The following is a 19,599-nucleotide window of genomic DNA, read 5'->3' as shown; positions in this document are numbered from 1 at the left end:
ATTCATACTTAAGTCCTTCCTTTCATGGAGGACTTTTTATTTTTAGTATTAAGATAAACTTAAGAAATAACTTAACATTTTTTTAATATTTACTATGTAATATTACAGTATAGTAATTAAATCAAATAGGAGGATTTACAATGAAAAACAGAAAATTCAAAGCTATGTTCTTTTCAATCATTCCAGGTGCAGGTCATATGTATCTAAATTTGCCCAAGCAAGGTGTTCAATTGATGGGCTTATTTTTTCTCACACTAGCTATAAGCGGCTGGCTTAATTTAGGAATACTTGGTATTATTTCGCCAATTATTTGGTTCTACAGTTTCTTTGACGCAGGTTACAAGGCTACTTTAGAACAGCCTATTCAAGATGGAGGACTTGAAATTTTTAATAGTTTTTCAAAAAAAGACTATCTTTCAAAAGATTTAAACAAAATATTAGGTTATGGACTTATTATAATCGGTATTATTGCACTTGTAGAAAGAACTGTTTTCCCATTACTTGTTGATTTAAATTTAGGAAATACCTTCAGAAGTTTCTTATATAGTTTTAGAAGCTTTATACGCACCGGCTTAGTATCTGCTATCTTAATAATTGTTGGTTCCAAACTGCTTTCAGGCAGCAAGATTAACACTAAAGAATAGGAGTTGAAAAGTATGCGTCAATGGCGGATGGGTACCCTTACCCTTGGTTTAATATTAATAGCTTTGGGCTGTGGTTTTATTCTTAGCAAATTAGGCATTATAACTTCTATCATTCAAGTACTTAGTTGGTGGCCCTTAGCACTAATATTACTAGGAGTAGAAGTTCTGTTTGGAGGTTTTCTCTTTACTGACGAGCGCTGCAAGTTAAAATTTGATGGTTTCAGTGTTTTATCTATACTGTTAATCCTACTAATATGTGCAGGTTCCTTTACAGCTTCATTTATTCCATGGAACAAGCTTGCCTTTAACTTTCCTCACAGTGATATATTTTACAAAGATACCTCTGTATTCCAGAAGCAATTAAGTATTGATGCCTCTGGAAAAGATGCCCTTATTCTAAGCAACAACATCGGAAGTGTTCAACTTCAAAAATCCTCTGGAAACAAAGTTGAAGTTGAAGCTTCTATAAAAATCTCTCACAACGATTATGAATATGCAAAATCTATCCCCGATACTATCATTAAGGTGAATGAAGGAAAAACACTTAATATTTCTTCTGACATAGGCCAGCTTGAAAGTGATAAAGCTAATCTTCAGAGTATTGAATACAAAGTAAAAGTGCCAGAAAAGTTTAATGTTGAGATAAACAATAAATTTGGTAAAATTGATGTTGAAAATCTTATAGGAAATGCAAAAATTAATAATACCAATGGTGCTGTTAGCGTAAAGTCTGTGGCTGGAGATCTTATTATCGATAATAAGTTCGGAGATATCACTATCTTTGAAATTAATGGAACTGGCAAAATAACAAATAGCAATGGAAAGATTAGCGCTAGCGGGGTTAATCAAGCTTTAACCATTGAAAACAAATTTGGAGATGTTTCTGCAGCAAATATTAAAGGAAACTTAAAAATCACTGATAACAATGGCAAGGTAAAGGCAGAAAATACTGGTGGAACTCTTACAGTTGATAGTAAATTTGGAGGAATTGAAATTATAAATGTTATAGGTTTTGCTGATATTAAAAACGAAAATGGAAGTATCAATTTTGTATCTGATAAAATTAATCAAAATGATGTTAAACTCCAAAGTAAATTTGGAAATATCACCTTAAGTCTTAGCAGAGATCAACAGGGTATCTTTAATTTATTTACACGCCAAGGAAACATAAAGTCTGAGTTTCCTTTAAGCATAAATAAAAATAATACCTCTGAGAGCACAAATTCTATTATTGGAAATACTAACAATAAATTTGATATAAAAAATGAAAATGGAAGTATTGTTATAAATAAGAACTAAAAAATAGGACATCAAGCATTAATAATCACTTGATGTCCTATTTTTTAATTAATACAATTTATCAGAAATAGCCTCTGCTGTTTTTTCCTTATTTAATCTTGATTTTTCAATATTCCTTCTGAAGTACTCAGCATACAGTATATCTACTAGATAGAGTTGAGCCATTTTAGTAGACAAAGCACCACCTTGAAGAGGACCTTCCTTTGCACCAGACAAGAGTACAACATCTGAATATTGAGTTATAGGAGATTTTGCAAACCTTGTTATGCATATTGTCTTTGCGCCAACATTTCTAGCCGTTTTTAAAACCTCTGCAGTATCCTTTGTGCTTCCTGAATAGGAAAAAGCTATAGCAACCTCATCCTCAGACATCAGACTGGCTACCATTGCTTGAGTATGAGAATCATAAGTAAAGTCAACATATGGAACTATTCTCATAAATTTATTTTTAGCTTCGTGAGCAGTTATAGCTGAAGCTCCTGCACCGAAAAATACTATTCTCTTAGCATTTACCATGTAATCTATGGCAACCTCAAGTGCTTCATAATTAATTAAATCAAAAGTTTCATTAATAGCTGCAATATTCGTATTCATCACTTTTTTGCATACATCAATCAAGCTATCTTCATTTGTTATCTCATCAGTAAGCTGGTCATCAACGTCACCTTCTGACTGAATGCTTTGAGCTAAGGTCATTTTAAAACTTTGATAACCAGTAAAGCCAAGCTTTCTGCAAAAGCGCAAAACTGTAGTTTCACCAACTTCACAATGCTCTGCCAAATCAGTTATTGAAGTATACAAAGCTTCTTTAGGGTTTTTTAACACTATATCAGCAACTTTCTTCTCTGATTTAGTAAAAGTATTATAACTCGTATTAATAAGCGGTATAACGTTAACTTTTTCTATCATCCTTTAAGCCTCCATCACCATATGTGCTGCTCCAAGTATTCCTGCATTGTTTCCAAGCTTTGCTCTAACAATCTTCACATCTTTATAGTTAGGCATCAAATACCTAGGAAGATTTTCTCTTATGTGATTAATTATATAAGGCTGTACCATAATGCCTCCTCCAAGAACTATTAGCGAAGGATTAAATATATGCACAAAATTAACGAGGCCCATCATTATTTCAAAAATCCAAGTTTGAAGAATTTTTTCAACCTTTTCATTTCCTTCCTCAAGCAGTTTGAATATTTCCCTTCCATCTACTTCCTCAATACCTAATTCCTCTTTTACATTTCTAATAAGAGCAGAAGTAGCTGCATAAGTTTCATAGCAGCCTTTTCCGCCACAACTACAATCTTTTCCTCCTACATGAGTTATTATGTGTCCAAACTCACCAGCTGAACCAAAAGCACCTCTATATATCTTTCCTTGTTCTATAATTGCGCCACCTATACCTGTTCCATAAGCAAGACATAAAAAGCTTTTTTCATCTGCTGCAGCACCATAGTATGCTTCTCCAATAGCTGCGGCATTAACATCATTTTCTACTACTGCTGGTATGCTATAAGCTTCCTCAATTCTCTTTTTTATCTCCATTCCAGTCCATCCAGGTAGGTTTTCTGAAGCAAAAATTATCTTTCCTTCCTCTGAATCTACCTGCCCTGCACTACTAATTCCTACTCTGTCTATATTTTTATATTCCCCGATAGTTTTCAAAATTCTTTGCATTAGAGCTTCTCCGCCTTCATTTGAAAAAGTAGGCATTTCTCCACTTTCAAGAATTTCTCCTTTCTCATTTATAATTCCAATCTTTACAGCAGTTCCCCCAATATCAAACGCTAATACTCTCATATTTAACCACTCCTAAACCTAATCTTTATCTTCTAAAGCAACCGTTAATACCTGCAGGGGCTTTAGTGTCAAAATATTATCTTCATCCTTTAAGTGTCTCCCTAATAAATCTATTGATTTGCATCTTTTCCAAATGGAACATAATTGAACCTTCTGTTCCTCATGAGTAGTATTATACAACCTTAATACTATACTTCCATTTTTAGTTTTATAAAATGAGGAAACTGCTACTTTCTTATTGTCAAGGAATAAAATATTCTCTAGTCCATCTTTGATTTCATTTCCTTGGATAACCTTAGGATCTATTCTCATAACTCTAGCTTGGAAAGCAATATCGTTCTCAAAGGTTAATCCATATTTAAACACATGCTCTCCTAAGCACTGAGCCTCTGGAGTTTGAAACTTTGGCCCTGCTCCTCCTCCTCTTGTACTAAAATCATCCTGCGATAGCCAGCCCACTGCTCTTAAAAGATTTAAATATAAAGCATCATTTTCATACCCATATGCCCCTATCTCACACTCCTGAATTCCAAGATGCATTACCGAGAAGTCCTCTGGTATAGTAATATAGCTGTCCGTAGGATAAGTATTTACCTTAACTTCTTTCATCATGTCAGCATGATAACTGACGGTATCCAAAGGCTTTCTTTTGACAACATCAAAGCTTACATCAGTATAGTATTCCTTAACTTTTTTTCCTGCCGGAAATATTACTCTAAGCCTATGATCCTTAGCATTATTTATAACCTTAGTCTCAAAATAAACTGATGAGCAATGATTTAATAATCTTACTCTAGTTTCTATAAAACTTTCTGCTTTATCAATGCTTGGGGACTTTCTATCAGCTTGAAGCTCCTTTGGCTGCAGCATACTATAGCTAAGCTTAAGCTCCTGATATATTTTATTTTTCTCCACATAATCAATGGAGATAATTCTAGTTCTAGATAGCAAGTCTTTCATTGGAGGTGAATAAGAATACTCATCTCCACAATCCATAGAACTTATAAATTGATTTATCCCTTTATACTCTTTGCTAGTTCTTTTATTTAAAGCATTTAAGTTTCCATCACTGTCTACCCATAACTTAATAAATTCATTTTCAATAGCATTTTCAACATATGCTTTATTTATTGGTGCATTTCCTTCTTCTATTATGTATTCTTTGTAACCTAAATAATTAAATTCACCTAAAAAAGTAACTTTGAATTCATTTACATTATACCAGTTTGGCTCTAAGTCTACATCTGCTTTAAAAATTTTTTTTCTTTCTCTTGAATGTATTACCATAGGGACATCGGCTCCTGACTTATCTATCAACTTAAACCATTTGATTTCAGGAGGAAGATTTATACTGCAGTCAATCGCTGTTTTGTATTCATACGGATGAGGATTAAATACATAAATCTTATTGTTTTTTACAGCGTCCCACTTAATAACATGTTTAGCCGCAAAGTATTCAATACTCTTAAGCATATCCTTTAATTTTTCATTTCTTGTTTCCATCTCTCTGTGAACCTCATCTATGCTGCATCCGCAGATGCTGTCATGAGGATGGTTCTTTAAAAGAGTCTTCCAAGTATGCTCAAGCGATCTATATTTATATCCTCCATTAATTAAGCTTTTTATAAGTTCCATAGGTTCCGAAATCAAAGTTATTTCATCTTCTAAAGCTTGATTTTGCTTTTTCAGATAAGTTCTTGATGAAAGTACATTGCTCAAAATATAAGCTTTGCTTTCATCCCTTTGTTCACCCAATATTTCTTCTTCAAGCTCTAACGAATCCAAACTCTTCGTATATTCTACCAAGCTGGTTTGCTTGATAACTAAAGATAGGCTCTCTGATAGTTCTTCTAGCCTATCTTTAAGCTTATTATATGGTAGTAAGTGATCTGCTCCATTTAATAAAAGTAATTCTCCATTGTTTGAAAACTTCTCCACATCTTCAACATATTTTTTAAGCCTATCTTCATAATCTTCATAGGTGAGAAAATGATTATAATATCCTGACCACAAAGGAAGAATCAATGTTTTAATTTTCGTTCCATCACTTCCTATAAAATATGCTTCGCTCTTATTAGACTTAGCGCCTCTAAAAATAAGAGACCAATTTATTCCTAAACTATTGAATATTTGCGGAAGCTGTCCTATGTGACCAAAGGTATCCGGAAGATATCCTACAAATTCATCTGTATTATATTCTTTTGAGATATCTATTCCCATCTGAAGATTTCTTATTAAACTCTCTCCACTTACTAAAAATTCATCTGGAAGTACATACCAAGGTCCAATGGCTATTTTTCTTTCTCTTATGTATTTTTCAAGCCTTTCAAAGATTTCATATTCCAACACTTCTTTTAAGTCCTCAAGCACAACTGTTTGCCCATCCAGCATAAAATACTCAAACTGCTTTTCATCAAGTGCCTTTAAAGCTATTTGAATTCCTTCTACTAGCTTCCCTCTAAAAGTTTCAAAGCTTTCATACCATTCTCTGTCCCAATGTGTATGATTTACTACATTTAATCTTTTTTGCATAGCGTTACCTCGAGTCCTACTTCAAACATCCTTCTCCATGGCATGTAAATATCCAATATTTCAATTTTATAGCCATCATAATTTAAGTTTGTATTTATAAAGTCTGTTAAGAGCCTTCGAACTAGATTGGAGATTTCACCTCTTTGCCCATCTATCTCAAACCAGTTGAATCCCATCTTGGCAGCATAGTTTTCTGCAACTTCCTTTCTTACAGAGGCACAGTATCCGGCATCTTCAACAAATCTCAGTGCAAGAAAATCCTTATTTTTTTTGTTGTTGCCATAGATTGAGCTTATCATTCCTTGGGCGATACATGTACCTAAAGTATTTGAAGAGGTATTCCAGCCTGCATATCCTGCAAGTTTAAACAGAAGTTTCTTTTCCTTTAACAGTTTTATAAGCTTTAAGTCTGCACCATTAGCAAAAGCTATGTCTGCAAATACCACAGACTTATTCAAGTTGTTTATAACATAATCGGCAAATTCGATTAATTCTATTATGTTTCTAAAAACATCGTAGCCTATACTATTTTGCTTCTGCATGCTGGCTTCCATCATAGTCTCTCCTGGTGAGTTTACTAGCAGTATCATATCTGCTTCGCTTATTGATGCCGCAATAAGTCCTCCTGCTGCTAGGATTTGATATTTTACACTTTCATATGAGTACCTGTCCTCATATAAAGGTATTATAGAAGGACCTTGAGTTGATGAGTATTTTATATATACAAGAGGAGTTTTTTTCTCCATTTTGTTTATCATTCTAGCAAGCAAAGTGCACCCTACCTCGTCTGCTCCAGGATACATATATACCTTTAAATTGACTTCCTTTTCATCTATATAGCCTCTTACATACTGCTGATCCAAGGCAGTTAAACCATAAGGGGCTGAATCGTCCTGAGGAATACATAAAAAGTCCAGTGTTTCATCTTTAACTAAATCTATGGCTAGTTTATTTACTTCTCTGTTCAATTTTCTCCTGCTGACATAATCGTTAAGAATCCCTTGGGGAAGAATCTTTTTAATTTCATCAAGTTCTGCCTTCTCCTCTTCAGAAGCTATATTAAGCTCAATTTTATGCTGAATATATCCTTGTCTGAATATCTCTTTTCCATAATCCTCATAATAGTCTGGTTCTTCATCTGAAGAGGAGTATCTTGGACATCTCATTATTAAGTTAAATCCGTACATAGGAATATTTTTCTTTATCTTTATTTCTCTTAGCTTTTCTATGCGATTTCTACATTCTTCAAGGCTTAAATAATGTAGTCTTGAAGGTATTATTCCACCGTAAATCAGCGTATCAAGTGATAGTATAGCTCCATCTGCTTGTTCAGCTTCCTCCTCAAGCCACTTCCAAAGAGCCTTTATATCGGCTGGAGTTTTTTTATCGCCCATTATGTTCATAGGAGGTGTAATCAGCCTATAGTTGTCTGTTATTTCTCCAAGAAGTATCGGAAATTTGTAATTGCATGGTCTCTCATCTAGCGGAATATAAATTATATTTTTCATGCTAAGCATCCTCTTCTCCTTATTCTTTTATTAAACTACATAGACTTCGTTTTCCGGCCAATGAAGCTCTATGCCACTTTTTACAAGTTTCTCTTGAAACTCCACAAGCATGCTATCATCGTTTCTTATCTGTGATGGTGTTTTATCTTTGTCCATTGCGTGTGAAGCAAGATATCCTGCCACTTCTCCTATATTCCATTCAACTGGATGCAGTCTGAAGCAGGCATTGGTTAAATGTGTAGTTCCAATATTTTTGCAGCCTGGTATAAGATTTTTTATTCTTACAGGTATCATAGCCCCAAGTGGTATTTCAAACGGCCAGTTATTATCAAATTTAAAGCTGTTAGTTACTGTTGTTATATGAAGATCTATATGATAGCTTCCTACACCTACTGTATCTTTAAATCTAGGCAGGCTATCTCTAAGTGATGCATTTATATCGCCTTCCACCACTGTGTATTCTGCTTTTATTCTTCTTGACTCTCTAATATACGGATACTTAGCTAAGCCATCTTCAGTTCCTACCACGTCTGGTCTAAGCCTTATTCCCTTATATCCTTTTCCTCCATCTGGTCTTGGAGCTTCAGTTTGGAGCCAGTATATAAAGCTTAGTGTAAGCTGTCTTGCCCCTTCTATATGCTTTTCTTCATTTTCGTCCTCAAAAAGATTTCCCAAGAAATAATCATTTTGAGGCCAATTTATTAAAGTAACATCATTTTTGTGAAAATTACCCTTATGGTAGCCTGGATATATAATTCTTCTATAATCCCATAGTGAAAACAGATACTCTCCTTCATCGTCAAACATGCCAAACTTTCTTGCTTTTCCTGTTTCAGAGTCAGGTCCATACCAACTAAGTACTGGATACTTATCAAAAGGCTGTATAAGATTTCTCCAGAATTCATACTGCTCTGGTTTTTCTATTGTGTAGTCTTCTCCTTCTACATAATCTACTGCTGCCACCCAAGTAACAGCCTGCATATCCTTGGGCTCGTATTTATCGTGAGCATTAGGTTCTCCCGTCATCTCCTTGCTTTCAGCACCTATAACATACTCAGCACCAGTAAGGGGAAGCAGTTGTCCAATATCTGTCCCATCTATAAAGTATTTTCCTGTCAATTCTATTAATGCACCAGTGCATATATTTTTTACTGTTACACTCTTTATGGTATCTTCTTCAACTTTTGCGGATACCGCCTTGCAGTTTAATATTATTTCCAAGTTTCCATTGCTTACATAAGGCAGCAGCATTTCTTCTAAAAGATGAAGACTAATTCTTGGCTCATGAGCAATTCTGCTTACAGAAGAATTGCCTGGATCAAACGCATCGCTATTTCTAATTTCATCTACTAAAGGATAATTCCTCCTATAAAAATCTCTTACTTTGTTCCTGTATTCCCTATAGGTTTTTGTGCAGCCAAATTTTTCAATCCATCTATGTTCATCTGGAGGTACAGCTTGAGATGTGAGCTGACCACCTATCCAGTCTGTTTCTTCAGTTAATATGACTCTCTTACCTTCCTTTGCCGCAGAGTATGCAGCCATAACTCCTCCGAGGCTTGCTCCAATAACCACGATATCATAATTCTTTGTTCTCACATTAATACCTCCCTACCTAATTAAAATAAAGGATGGATAAGCCTTTACCCATCCTTTAAACCTTATTATAAATTAATTACCTTAATAAATCTTTCAGTTATCTGCTTTGGCCTAGTTATAGCTCCTCCAACTACTATTGCATGAGCCCCAGCTTCAAGGCATAGCCTAGCCTGTTCAGGCGTATCTATTTTTCCTTCAGCAATTACTGGAATACTAACCTTTGAAACTAATTCCTTCACAAGTTCAATATCTGGTCCTTCCTTAGAAAGAGTATATTCTGTATAGCCTGATAAAGTAGTACTTATCAAATTTACACCTAGCCTATAAGCATTTATTCCTTCTTCGACAGTAGATATATCAGCCATAATTAAAAGTTTAGGAAATTCTTTTCTAATAGCCTTTATTAAATCTTCAAGCTTTTCTCCATTAGGTCTTTTTCTTAAAGTACAATCCAAAGCTACTATTTCCGCACCAGCAGCTTCAATTTCTCTAACTTCCTTTATAGTTGGAGTTATATAAATGCTACTATCCTTATAGTCTCTTTTAACTATGCCTATCACCGGAAGATTTACAGTGGCTTTTATTTCAACTATATCATCATATGTGTTAGCTCTAATGCCGGCTGCCCCACCTTGGAAAGCAGCCAATGCCATGCGGGCCATTAAGTTACTTCCATAAAGAGGTTCATATTCTAATGCCTGACAGGATACTATTAACTTGCCTTTAATTTGTTCAAGTATCTTCTCCAATTTTATCTCCTCTTTCTTTAAATTAATCTTCAAAAGGAAGGTATACTCTTTTTTTATCTTTTGAGGATTTATAGATTCCTTTAACTATTTCCAGTGCTTTTCTTCCTGAATTGCCATCAATATAAACTTCTTTGTTTTCTCTTACAGAATTATAGTAATGCTTTAATTGTGTTATATGACTGCAGCCCCAGTAGTTTGGTCCAACAGATAATCCATCATAACCGTCTTTAATTTCATACTGCTCTTCACCGTCGAGTTGTACCCATGCTAAATCCTGCTTAAGTCCAGCTCTGCCTTTTTCACCAACAACTTCAATCTCTATTGGAGCATCATAGTTGAAACAATTGCAGGCATATAGCTGATACAAACATCCATTTTTAAATTTAACAAAAGCTTCCGCTACATCTTCAACATCTACTATTTTGTGTATTCTGTTGTTAATAGTACCTTCTATCCATTCTACATTTGATCCAACAAGCCATTGTACTCTGTCAATGCTGTGTATAGCCTGATCAATCAGTACACCTCCTCCTTCTTTGTCCCAAGTTCCCTTCCAGTCAGATTGCTTATAATAACTGTCTTCCCTTTTCCAAGATAGGTAGGATCTTGCTGATACAATTTCCCCAAGTTTTCCTTCTTCAATCAGCTTCTTAATATCCATGCATCCTTTAACATATCTTGTTTGGAATATAACCCCGAGCTTAACACCTTCTTCTTCAGATACTTTTATCATCTCGTCAGCATCCTTTAAGGTTATAGCCATTGGTTTTTCTGTAAGAACATTAATCTTGTTTCTCATTGCTTCTATTGCCATAACAGCGTGTAGATTATGCGGTGTTGCAATATGCATAACATCTATATTATTATTAAAACACTGCTTATAATCTGTTATGGCTATACATCCTTCAAGTCCTTTAGCAAAGCTCTTTGCTCTTTCTATGTCTATATCTACTGCATAAACAACCTCAACTCTATCTGAAAGTTCCTTAAAAACTTCCTTATAAAGCTCTGCTATTCTGCCGCAGCCTACAATAGCCACTCTAAGCTTCTTCATTAATCTCACCTCTTCTATACTTTATTTTCATCTACTTTAACATTCCTTTATATATTCCTGGTACTGAGTTTTCAATTATAGTTGCTCCACAAGATATTTCATAAAACTTTTTAGGACCTGCTCCACCTATAATTGCATAGCCATAACCAAACTCTTTTAGCTTTATAAGGCTTCTAAGCAGCAGTGCCTTACCAATACCTTTTCCTCTATACTGTTCATCAACCCCTGTTGGTCCAAAAAAGTCTTTGTAGGTTGCTTCATAACAAGCAAACCCTAGCATCTCATTTCCTTTTGTAGCAATAACGCAGGATACAGGGTGATTAGCAAAAGCTACTTCTGTCTCACTTGACCAAAAATCGCCAAACTTTTCTTTTACCCAATTAACTACTATATGTTTTTCTGGTGCAATAGCATTTCTTATTTCAATTCCTTCTTCTTTAAGCCTATTAATCAATTTATTATCTTCCTGTACCTCATACAGTTTTACTAACATATCAGGCATAATTAATTTCCCCTTTTAATTTATATTAAAATTTTGCTCCTCTTCTCTCCATTTCTTCTTTTACTTCTTCACCTTTAATCTCTGTGAGCCTTACATTCTTCTTTATAGATAATGCTGCTGCAATCCCAGCTGCTTCACCAAGCGCCCTTACTGTTGGCTGAATTCTTAGAGAAGATTGTGCTAAGAATGAAGCAGATATGCACCTTCCTGCAACAATTAAATTATCCACTCCTAAGGGCAGTAAGGCTCTATACGGAATTTCGTAGTATGGTATTGGGTCTTTGTCCTGTGAATCAAAATGTTTATTTATTAGCTTTTTACCATGAATATCTACAGGATAGTTTGACCTTGCTACATAATCGCTAAATTTCCTATTAAGAATGCAATCTTCATCAGTCATATAATAATGTCCCTTTATTCTCCTAGATTCTCTAATTCCAACCTGCTCAGCTACTTGAGAAACATAGGCATTTTCAAAGCCCTTAAAGTATTTTTTGTAGAATTTTAAGTGTCTTAATATTGTTTCCTTGCCATATATTTGAGCATTTGTTAAGTGTTCTGGATTTGTTCCATCAACCTTGTCAAATATCTCTGGGCAGTTAAATGCCAATGCATCCCTCTTTCCTGGAATTCCAAATACTTGCCAGTAGGCTCCATCTTCATAAGTTATATCTCCATTTTCCAAAGCCTGTTTAAATAACGGCGCTAAAGACCAATTTCCTCCCCAAACCATAGCTGTATGGAACATTGGAGGTTCGTATTGATATCCTCCCTTATAATTTTCATCCATAAACCTTATAAATTTCTGAATATCTATTCCTGACATTGTATATCTAAGTGAAATAGGCTGATTCTCGCCTGTTTCAGGATTTCCTTTTTCATATGGTGCACCAGATAGCACAGCAACATCTGCATCCCCAGTACAATCTATAACTCTCTTTGCAAGTATTGCTCCTCTTCCGGCTTTATTGTGCACTATTAATCCTTTAAGTTCATTTTCTTTTTTAATGATATCACTTACAAAAGTGTAATATAGTATTTTAACTCCAGCCTTTACAGCCATCTCCTCTAATACAAACTTAAGCATTAATGGATCAAAATGCCCTGCGTTATTTGTACTGTCGCAAAAGCTATACCCTAATTCTATAGTTCTTTTATTTATCTCATCGCTAATTGATGAACACATAGGATTTTCTTCTATATGTGTATGCATTAAAGGGGTAACTAAACCTTCTGTTGCACTTCCTCCTAAGCTTCCAAACTGTTCAACTAACAAAACCCTTGCTCCACTTCTTGCTGCGGCTATTGCTGCCACAGTTCCTGAAGTTCCTCCTCCAGCAATAAGTACATCTACTTCATCTATAATTTTAGTTTGCCTTTCATTTTCAATTAAAAAGTTAACTGACATGGCGTTCTCCCCTATATCTCTGTATTTTTTAAAAATAAATAGCAGGAACTATAGCCCCTGCTATTTAGTTATTTATTTTTTTGCGGTCTTAAACCAATCGTTAGCATCCTTTATACAATCCGCTCCACCTTGTGACTTCCAGTCTTGCAGGAACTTGTCGTAGCTGTCAACCTTCTCAGTACCAGCAATAACCTTTAAGTAGAAATCAGTTTCAAGTTTGCTAAGCTTAATGCTGTTTTTTGAAATTGAAGGTATTGGTGGCGCGAATGCTAATGCATCTCTAACTCCTACTGGACTACTTTCTTTTTGTATTTGTTCAAAAGTTGCCTGTAAATTTGCATCTTTTCTAACTCTTGCTTGCCAGTAAGTTGGATAATCCTTTTCTTGGCTTCCTGTTAAATACCAGGACGCATTATTTCTTTCATCAAAGAATTTTGGAAGTATCGGATAATATGCTCCATCCTTCTTAGTGTAGTGGACATTCTCTTCACCTATAGCCATGGATTTAAATACATCATCCTTCATTTTTATGTCCATCCACTTCATAGCATCTTCTTTGTGCTTAGATGCCTTAGGAATTGCAATATACCAAGATATACCTGTTGAAAAAGCTGCCCCGGATTTTCCGTCTTTTCCTTTTAACGGAGGGGTTAAAGTAACCTTAGCGTTGGCAAAGTTCTTTTGGAGAGCTGGATAAACTGATGGCGCTGACCACCAAGCCAGTCTCATTGCAGCTGCCTTACCGCTTGTAAATTTCTCAATCACCTTACTTCCATTATTAGTTGGCATTTCAGTATCGATTAAGCCTTCTGCATAGAGCTTGTTCATAAAAGCAAGATATTCTTTAACCGCTGGCTCCTCAACTCTGTTTACTAATGTTCCGCTCTTATCATTCCAGCTTGTTGTTATACCAAAAGCTCCTGATATTTCGGAGATTAAAGATTCACCATTGTGCAAAGTAAGTGGTATCATGTTTTTCTTTTCTTTTATAGTCTTCAATACAGTGTAAAGCTCATCAGTGGTTTTGGGAACCTGAAGCTTTAACTCGTCTAATATGTCCTGTCTGAATGCAAGCTGAGTTCCTACAGTGTCCATAGATGCTTTTTCTGGAACTCCATAGGTCTTTCCATTTATCTTAGCACTATTCCAAGAAGTTTGGCTTATAACTTCCTTAAGCTTGGTTCCGTACTTCTCTACTAAAGTATCAATTGGTTCAAGTGCTCCTTCTGAAGCTAATTTGTAATATTGAGCAGCACTTAGCTTCATAACATCAAACTCTTCTTTATTAGTCATAAGAAGATTTAGCTTTTCATCTGGATTTTCAGCTGGAAGACTCTCATAGTTAACTTTATATCCAGTCTTTTCTTCTAATGTCTTAGCTACAGGGTCTGCATTAAGATCAAATCTGTCGTATTGACCTAAAAATCTTAAAGTAGGCTTTGGTGCATTTGGATTATCCACTGGCTTAGCTTCTTCTTTTTTGCAGCCAATAAGCGATCCGCCAACAAGAACTGCGCTTAGTACAATTGCTAATGTTCTTTTCATATAAAATCCCCCTATAAAATTAATATATTTAAAGGCATTTGCCTTTACAACAAAGTTGTTATTCCTTAACAGAACCTATAAGTACTCCTTTTACGAAATACTTTTGAAGGAATGGATAAACTATAACTATTGGAACAGTTGCAGTTATTATTGAAGCTGCTTGTATAGCCTCAGGAGTAGAATTCATAGTTGCATCGATATTTTTATTGTTAATCTGAAGAAAAACGTCGCTTGCAGCATATAACATTTCCTTTAAGTAAAGCTGCATAGGCTTTAGTGAAGGATTTGTTATATATATCATTGCTGTAAAATAATTGTTCCAATATCCAACTGCGTAGAAGAGTGCTATGGTCGCGAATACAGGCAGTGAGAGCGGGAGAATTATTTTAAACAATATAGTTGTGTTTGAAGCTCCATCCAGCTTTGCAGATTCCTCCAAACTGTCTGGTATACTTTCAAAATAACTTTTTATTATAAGCAGATTATAAACACTTATTAATGATGGCAGTATTAAAATAGGTAATTTATTAACCAATCTCAAATTTGACATTAATATATAAGTAGGTACAAGACCTCCGCTAAAGAGCATTGTGAAAATATAAATCAGTGTGAAAATCTTTCTTCCTCTCAATCTTGGCTTTGATAGAGGATATGCGGCTACTACAGTCATTACAAGGCTTAAAAGAGTTCCAGCTACAGTAATGAAAACAGATACCTTAAAAGAATTTATAAATTGGCTGTTTGCTAATACGTATTTATACGTTCCCAATTGAAACTCTACAGGAATTATGCTTACCTTTCCTGATATTACTGCTGCTTCACTACTGAAGGACTTTGCTATTATATTTAGAAAAGGAAATAGAGTTATTATGCCTATTAGTATAAACAACAAGTAGTTAAATACTGTAAAAATCTTTTCACCTAAACTCATTTTTATCTTTGTAGATTTATTTTTTACCATTTTCCATCCCCCTTACCATATACTTCTATTTAGGAATTTCCTGCACAGATAATTTCCTGACAAGATTAAGGTAAGGGCTACAATCGATTCAAATAACCCAACTGCTGTAGTAAAGCTATAATCTGATTGTCCTAGACCAACTCTGTATACATAAGTTCCAATAACATCTGCTGTCTTATAGACTGTAGGATTATACATTGCAAGAATCTGTTCTGTACCAGCTTCTAATATAGAGCCAAGTCTTAATATAAACATAAGCACTATAGTTGGTGTCATACCCGGAAGTGTTACATAAAGAGCTTGCTTAAATCTATTTGCTCCATCAATTGTAGCAGCTTCATAAAGCTGAGGATCAATACCTGTAATGGCAGCAAGATAAACTATTGTGCTCCAACCTACTTCCTTCCAGCCTGCTGTAGTAACTATCACTGACCTGAAGTAGTTATTATCCATAAAGAACCTTATTGGTTGTCCACCAAAATATTGAATTATATTGTTAATTATTCCTCCATTTACTGAAAGTACATTTATGAATATACCGCTTACAATGACCCAGGATAAAAAGTGTGGTAAGTATATAACTGTTTGCACTGACCTCTTAAATGCCATATTTCTAATTTCATTTAGCAATATTGCTATCAAAATAGGAAATGGAAAGAGGAATACTATTTTATAAATACTGATAAGCAATGTATTCTTAAATACTTCGTAAAAAGCTGGAGAAGTAAACAACTTATGAAAATTTTCAAACCCAACCCATGGACTTGCAGCTATACCATCGTATATATTAAAGTCTTTAAAGGCTATTACTAAGCCATACATCGGAGCATATCTAAATATAGCTAAAAAAACAAGTCCTGGAATCAGCAGCAAATATAAGTCCCAATCTTTTTTGACATCTGTAAAGGCGCTTGTCCTGTTAGACCTTAAGGGAAGCAGACCTTTAGAATTGTTAGGTTCTATCTTCATAATTTTTCCTCTCTTTCTATTAACTTATATCTATACTATATCAGAATCATAAACCGTTTTCAATAGATTTTGGAGATTTTTTTCTTTTTTATTTAAATAATAAAAAATTTATTCCTTTTGCATGAATTTTATGATTCTTTATCTAAATTTAAATGCGTACCTTAACTAAGATACGCATTTTGGGGTTACTTCAAAGCATTCTTTAGGAAGTCCATGGCTTCTTTAATATCTTTTTCAGGGTTTGATCCAACTTCTCTTTCTATAGTAAGGAAACCTGAATAACCAATATCCTGAAGAGCTTTAACATAAGCATTAAAATTAACACTTCCTTGCCCTAAAGGCTTTTCAAGGAAATAGTCCTCAAGTCTCACATCTTCTATTCCACCTTCAGCAAAATAATTATAAATAATCTCAGGATCCGTTTTACTAACCATTATCCCGTCCTTCGCATGGGTGTGGACAATATAATCCTTTAGAATATAAACTCCTTCTACAGGATCGTCATCCGTTACCATAACTAAATTTGCAGGATCATAATTGACCCTTACTCCCTTGACTTCAAGACTGTCTAAGAATCCTTTTAAGGTTAAAGCCTTCTCTGGGCCAGTTTCTATTGCAAAATAAGCTCCTAGACTGTCTCCAAAGCTTCCTAACTGCCTACAGGCCTCTTGCAGTATCTCATATCTTGGATGTTTTTTATCAGAAGGCACTACTCCTATATGGGTAGTTACTACATCTGTCTCCAAATCCTTTGCTAGCTCCATTATTTTCTTTGATTTTTCTATTTTAAAATAATTATCTTCTTTTATTGCAAAACCATGTCCTCCTAAATCTCCACATAGCGCCGAAACTACAAGTCCGTTAGATTTTATGTAATCAAGCAATTCTCTTCTTTGGGCCTTATTTAAGTTATCCGGGTCCATAGGTCCACTTACAGCATAAATCTGTATACCGTCTGCTCCAACCTCTCTTGCCTTCTTTATGCCATCTTTTAAATTAACCCTAAAGGAATCTACCATAACGCCTATGCTGTTTCTTCTCATAGCAATTACCTCGCTTATCTAATAATTGATTTTGTATAGTGAATGCTCTCAACAGTTTCCTTTATAGGTTCTCCTACTCCTTCATATTCTATGGATAAATAACCTTCATATCCATTTTCATATAGAAGGTCTACAATTTCCTTCATAGGAATTTCTCCATTACCAAGCACAGTGCCTTGATACTTGTTTCCATCAATATCGTTATAGCCATACTCTTGCTCTGAAACCTTCTTAAAGTCCTTAAAGTGCACAAAGCTTACATAGTCTTTTAATGCTTTAACAGCCTCAAGAGGGTTTTCATTAACAAGAATAAAATTGCCTACATCTGTATTTGCCCTTAAACTTATAGAATTCACTTCTTCAATCAATTCTTTGACCTGAGCGCTCTTTCCAGCAAACAAGCCATGGTTTTCAAGCACCATAACTATACCTTTTTCTTCAGCATATGGAGCTACTTCCTTAAAACAGTCTAAAATCCACTTTCTTGCAGTTTCATATTCTATACCATCCTTGGCGTTGCCGCTGAATACCCTAAGAAGTTTTGTATTGAGTCTGCAAGCTATGTCAACCCCAAGCTTAACCTTATCAATTTCTATTTTTCTTAAAGTTTCATCCTGTTGAACAAAATCATTGCCTACTGAATATGCTCCAACTTTCATCCCTAGGTTCTCTAATAATGAAATAGCATCCTCAATACGATTTTGTTCATTCCAGAAACAAAATAACAATTCAACATTTTTAATACCATGCTCATAGCAAAGATTTATAAAATCACATACACTCATTTCACCACTGAATAGCTTCTTATGAATACTCCATGCGCTTACACATACTTCCATATTATTATCCTCCTTATGTCCCTAATCAATTACAACTTCATATCCAGTTTCTGAAGATTTATAAATTGCATCTAAAATCTTCATAAGCTCCACTCCATCTTCACCTGGATTTAGACATGAAGTTCCATTAGCTATACAGTCAACAAAGTGTTGAATTTCTTCATTAAAGTTATGCTCAAAGCTGCTTCCTTCTGTACTCATCAGTGGCTTAGAGTTACTTAGATACTCTCCTTTATTTTCAAACAACTCAAGCTCTGGCTCCATTTGTGCTCCAGCTTTATTACCATAAAGTTCAAGATATAGTGAATCCTTTTTAATATTTTGTACCCAGCTTGTTTCAAAGAAAAGTGTAACTCCGTTATCAAACTTAATTAAAGCAGCTGCACAATCCTCAACATCGTTATATTCACTGTAGTCAGCTGAATAGTACTTTCCTATTCCCTTAACATTTGGCTTCATTCCTAATTTATTAAAGGTTGAAGCTGACACTGAAACGGCCTTAGGCTTACCTATTAAATATCTTACCAAGTCTATAACATGCACGCCTAAGTCTATAACTGGACCGCCTCCTGATCTCTTTTTATCAGAGAACCATCCCCCTGGGTTTCCCCATCTTCTTAAGCAGCCTGTTTTGGCATAGTAAACCTCACCAAGCTCTCCACTATCTATAAAGTTTTTTAAAGCTTTTGTATTTTCTCCAAATCTTCTTACAAAACCAACCATTAAAAGCTTACCTGCTTCTTTAGCAGTGTCTACCATCTGCTGTGCCTGTACTGCATTTAAAGCTAGAGGTTTCTCACAAAGCACATGTTTGCCTGCTTTTAAAGCAGCTATACTTGCAGGAGCATGTACATTGTTCCAGGTTGTCACGCTTACAGCATCTATCTCCTCAAGCTTCAGCATTTCATTAAAATCTGTGAAGACCTGTGGGACATCATACTTCTTAGCAAACTCCTTTGCTCTATCCTTATTTATATCACAGCACGCAATTATCTCAACGCATTCAAGTCTTTTATAAGCTGCAGCATGAAGCTTGCTTATACTTCCTGTGCCTATTATTGCTACTCTAATCTTTTTCATTATTACTACCCCCATCTTCTTTAATTACTAAAAAGATAACTTTTTAACTTGTTAACTTGTTTTCTAGTTT

At 34.9% G+C, this 19,599-nt stretch carries 17 protein-coding genes; 2 read left to right on the top strand and 15 right to left on the bottom strand.

Annotated elements, in window-relative coordinates; genetic code table 11:
• Window positions 1–140 precede the first annotated feature (140 nt).
• Together NBE98_RS16035 and NBE98_RS16030 are read left to right on the top strand one after the other, a co-directional pair.
• Window positions 141–644: a hypothetical protein gene (locus NBE98_RS16035; protein ID WP_250816024.1), complete on the top strand. Its 504-nt coding sequence runs from the start codon at window positions 141–143 to the stop codon at window positions 642–644.
• Window positions 645–656: 12 nt separating this feature from the next.
• Entirely contained in the window at window positions 657–1,943 is a 1,287-nt protein-coding gene (locus NBE98_RS16030) for a LiaI-LiaF-like domain-containing protein (protein WP_250816023.1), read from the top strand.
• Between the two features lie 48 nt (window positions 1,944–1,991).
• Here the strand turns inward: NBE98_RS16030 and NBE98_RS16025 are convergent, their stop codons facing one another.
• The 15 genes from NBE98_RS16025 to NBE98_RS15955 form a co-directional block, all read right to left on the bottom strand.
• Window positions 1,992–2,852 carry a MurR/RpiR family transcriptional regulator gene (locus NBE98_RS16025; protein ID WP_250816022.1) on the bottom strand — a complete coding sequence of 287 codons (861 nt, stop codon included), beginning with the start codon at window positions 2,850–2,852 and terminating at the stop codon, window positions 1,992–1,994.
• Between the two features lie 3 nt (window positions 2,853–2,855).
• Window positions 2,856–3,740 (bottom strand): ROK family protein, encoded by an 885-nt coding sequence (locus NBE98_RS16020; RefSeq protein WP_250816021.1) that lies wholly within the window; start codon window positions 3,738–3,740, stop codon window positions 2,856–2,858.
• Between the two features lie 18 nt (window positions 3,741–3,758).
• On the bottom strand, window positions 3,759–6,272 hold the full coding sequence (locus tag NBE98_RS16015) for a glycoside hydrolase family 38 N-terminal domain-containing protein (RefSeq protein WP_250816020.1): 2,514 nt from the start codon (window positions 6,270–6,272) through the stop codon (window positions 3,759–3,761).
• On the bottom strand, window positions 6,257–7,780 hold the full coding sequence (locus NBE98_RS16010; protein ID WP_250816019.1) for a DUF4127 family protein: 1,524 nt from the start codon (window positions 7,778–7,780) through the stop codon (window positions 6,257–6,259). Before NBE98_RS16010 ends, NBE98_RS16015 begins: the two co-directional genes overlap by 16 nt.
• 30 nt (window positions 7,781–7,810) lie before the next feature.
• Window positions 7,811–9,379 (bottom strand): FAD-dependent oxidoreductase, encoded by a 1,569-nt coding sequence (locus tag NBE98_RS16005; RefSeq protein ID WP_250816018.1) that lies wholly within the window; start codon window positions 9,377–9,379, stop codon window positions 7,811–7,813.
• Window positions 9,380–9,444: 65 nt separating this feature from the next.
• Window positions 9,445–10,119, bottom strand: coding sequence for an N-acetylmannosamine-6-phosphate 2-epimerase (locus NBE98_RS16000; RefSeq protein ID WP_250817601.1), 675 nt, complete (start codon window positions 10,117–10,119; stop codon window positions 9,445–9,447).
• Between the two features lie 31 nt (window positions 10,120–10,150).
• Window positions 10,151–11,182, bottom strand: coding sequence for a Gfo/Idh/MocA family protein (locus NBE98_RS15995; RefSeq protein ID WP_250816017.1), 1,032 nt, complete (start codon window positions 11,180–11,182; stop codon window positions 10,151–10,153).
• A gap of 31 nt (window positions 11,183–11,213) precedes the next feature.
• Window positions 11,214–11,684, bottom strand: coding sequence for a GNAT family N-acetyltransferase (locus tag NBE98_RS15990; RefSeq protein ID WP_250816016.1), 471 nt, complete (start codon window positions 11,682–11,684; stop codon window positions 11,214–11,216).
• A 25-nt stretch (window positions 11,685–11,709) separates the two neighbouring features.
• Window positions 11,710–13,092, bottom strand: a complete 1,383-nt coding sequence (locus NBE98_RS15985) for an FAD-dependent oxidoreductase (protein WP_250816015.1) — start codon at window positions 13,090–13,092, stop codon at window positions 11,710–11,712.
• Between the two features lie 72 nt (window positions 13,093–13,164).
• Window positions 13,165–14,637, bottom strand: a complete 1,473-nt coding sequence (locus tag NBE98_RS15980; protein WP_250816014.1) for an extracellular solute-binding protein — start codon at window positions 14,635–14,637, stop codon at window positions 13,165–13,167.
• A gap of 58 nt (window positions 14,638–14,695) precedes the next feature.
• Window positions 14,696–15,598 carry a carbohydrate ABC transporter permease gene (locus NBE98_RS15975; RefSeq protein ID WP_250816013.1) on the bottom strand — a complete coding sequence of 301 codons (903 nt, stop codon included), beginning with the start codon at window positions 15,596–15,598 and terminating at the stop codon, window positions 14,696–14,698.
• Between the two features lie 12 nt (window positions 15,599–15,610).
• The gene (locus NBE98_RS15970; protein WP_250816012.1) at window positions 15,611–16,567 is read right to left on the bottom strand and encodes an ABC transporter permease; all 957 of its coding nucleotides are present in this window, start codon (window positions 16,565–16,567) and stop codon (window positions 15,611–15,613) included.
• 185 nt (window positions 16,568–16,752) lie between these two features.
• Window positions 16,753–17,610, bottom strand: coding sequence for a sugar phosphate isomerase/epimerase family protein (locus NBE98_RS15965; RefSeq protein ID WP_250816011.1), 858 nt, complete (start codon window positions 17,608–17,610; stop codon window positions 16,753–16,755).
• Window positions 17,611–17,624: 14 nt separating this feature from the next.
• Window positions 17,625–18,449: a sugar phosphate isomerase/epimerase family protein gene (locus tag NBE98_RS15960; RefSeq protein WP_250816010.1), complete on the bottom strand. Its 825-nt coding sequence runs from the start codon at window positions 18,447–18,449 to the stop codon at window positions 17,625–17,627.
• A gap of 21 nt (window positions 18,450–18,470) precedes the next feature.
• Entirely contained in the window at window positions 18,471–19,529 is a 1,059-nt protein-coding gene (locus NBE98_RS15955; protein ID WP_250816009.1) for a Gfo/Idh/MocA family protein, read from the bottom strand.
• Window positions 19,530–19,599 lie beyond the last annotated feature (70 nt).

Origin of the sequence: Clostridium swellfunianum (assembly GCF_023656515.1) — a bacterium.
Lineage (GTDB): Bacteria > Bacillota > Clostridia > Clostridiales > Clostridiaceae > Clostridium_AT > Clostridium_AT swellfunianum.
This window is presented reverse-complemented; position numbering and strand designations above follow the sequence as displayed.

Coding starts and splice junctions, on each gene's coding strand:
- NBE98_RS16035 (WP_250816024.1), top strand. CDS start 141: ATGAAAAACAGAAAATTCAAAGCTATGTTCTTTTCAATCATTCCAGGT.
- NBE98_RS16030 (WP_250816023.1), top strand. CDS start 657: ATGCGTCAATGGCGGATGGGTACCCTTACCCTTGGTTTAATATTAATA.
- NBE98_RS16025 (WP_250816022.1), bottom strand. CDS start 2,852: ATGATAGAAAAAGTTAACGTTATACCGCTTATTAATACGAGTTATAAT.
- NBE98_RS16020 (WP_250816021.1), bottom strand. CDS start 3,740: ATGAGAGTATTAGCGTTTGATATTGGGGGAACTGCTGTAAAGATTGGA.
- NBE98_RS16015 (WP_250816020.1), bottom strand. CDS start 6,272: ATGCAAAAAAGATTAAATGTAGTAAATCATACACATTGGGACAGAGAA.
- NBE98_RS16010 (WP_250816019.1), bottom strand. CDS start 7,780: ATGAAAAATATAATTTATATTCCGCTAGATGAGAGACCATGCAATTAC.
- NBE98_RS15995 (WP_250816017.1), bottom strand. CDS start 11,182: ATGAAGAAGCTTAGAGTGGCTATTGTAGGCTGCGGCAGAATAGCAGAG.
- NBE98_RS15990 (WP_250816016.1), bottom strand. CDS start 11,684: ATGCCTGATATGTTAGTAAAACTGTATGAGGTACAGGAAGATAATAAA.
- NBE98_RS15985 (WP_250816015.1), bottom strand. CDS start 13,092: ATGTCAGTTAACTTTTTAATTGAAAATGAAAGGCAAACTAAAATTATA.
- NBE98_RS15980 (WP_250816014.1), bottom strand. CDS start 14,637: ATGAAAAGAACATTAGCAATTGTACTAAGCGCAGTTCTTGTTGGCGGA.
- NBE98_RS15975 (WP_250816013.1), bottom strand. CDS start 15,598: ATGGTAAAAAATAAATCTACAAAGATAAAAATGAGTTTAGGTGAAAAG.
- NBE98_RS15970 (WP_250816012.1), bottom strand. CDS start 16,567: ATGAAGATAGAACCTAACAATTCTAAAGGTCTGCTTCCCTTAAGGTCT.
- NBE98_RS15965 (WP_250816011.1), bottom strand. CDS start 17,610: ATGAGAAGAAACAGCATAGGCGTTATGGTAGATTCCTTTAGGGTTAAT.
- NBE98_RS15960 (WP_250816010.1), bottom strand. CDS start 18,449: ATGGAAGTATGTGTAAGCGCATGGAGTATTCATAAGAAGCTATTCAGT.
- NBE98_RS15955 (WP_250816009.1), bottom strand. CDS start 19,529: ATGAAAAAGATTAGAGTAGCAATAATAGGCACAGGAAGTATAAGCAAG.